Source organism: Pseudomonas sp. NPDC087817, from assembly GCF_044742875.1.
GTDB lineage: Bacteria > Pseudomonadota > Gammaproteobacteria > Pseudomonadales > Pseudomonadaceae > Aquipseudomonas.
Map to the genome: position 1 here is coordinate 1 of NZ_JBIUVJ010000182.1, position 1,196 is coordinate 1,196.

The 1,196-nt window shown below is 59.6% G+C and carries 1 protein-coding gene; it reads left to right on the forward strand.

Translation table 11 applies throughout. The features are described 5' to 3' along the window. Nucleotides 1-1,196 (forward strand): sigma-70 family RNA polymerase sigma factor (locus ACIONG_RS30560; RefSeq protein ID WP_401304774.1); only part of this gene is annotated, 1,196 nt, incomplete at both ends.

Here is a 1,196-nt window from a genome sequence, read left to right on the forward strand (position 1 = left end):
CGCCCTTATGTTGGCCGACGCCGATACCGACGAGGACGCTGCGGAAGAAGCAGCCGCCGCGTTGGCAGCGGTGGAGACCGATATCGGTCGCACTACTGACCCGGGGCCCATGTACATGCGTGAAATGGGTACGGTCGAGCTTCTGACTCGTGAAGGCGAAATTGAAATCGCCAAGCGTCTCGAAGAAGGCAGCCGTGAAGTGATGAGCGCAATCGCGCACTTCCCTGGCACGGTTGACCATATTCTCTCCGAGTACACTCGCGTCACCACCGAAGGTGGTCGCCTGTCCGACGTCCTGAGCGGTTATATCGACCCGGACGACGGCATTGCGCCGCCTGCAGCGGAAGTGCCGCCGCCGATCGACGCGAAAGCGGCGAAAGCCGACGACGATACCGACGACGATGAAGCCGAATCTTCCGATGACGAAGAAGAAGCCGAAAGCGGTCCGGATCCGGTCATCGCTGCCCAGCGTTTCGGCGCTGTGTCCGATCAGATGGAAATCACTCGCAAGGCCCTGAAAAAGCACGGTCGTCACAACAAGGCTGCGATTGCCGAGTTGCTGGCCCTGGCCGAGCTGTTCATGCCGATCAAACTGGTGCCGAAGCAATTCGAAGCCCTGGTCGAGCGTGTTCGCAGCGCCCTGGATCGTCTGCGTCAGCAAGAGCGCGCGATCATGCAACTGTGCGTACGTGATGCACGTATGCCACGCGCCGATTTCCTGCGTCAGTTCCCGGGTAACGAAGTCGACGAAAGCTGGTCCGACGCCTTGGCCAAAGGCAAGAGCAAGTACGCCGAGGCCATCGGTCGTGTTCAGCCGGACATCATTCGTTGCCAGCAGAAACTGACTGCGCTGGAGACCGAGACCGGTCTGACCATCGCAGAAATCAAGGACATCAACCGTCGCATGTCGATCGGTGAGGCCAAGGCCCGCCGCGCGAAGAAAGAGATGGTTGAAGCCAACTTGCGTCTGGTGATCTCGATCGCCAAGAAGTACACCAACCGCGGCCTGCAGTTCCTCGATCTGATCCAGGAAGGCAACATCGGCCTGATGAAAGCGGTGGACAAGTTCGAATACCGTCGTGGTTACAAGTTCTCGACCTATGCCACCTGGTGGATCCGTCAGGCGATCACTCGCTCGATCGCCGACCTGGCGCGCAGCATCCGGATTCCGGTGCACAGGATCGAGACGTTCAACT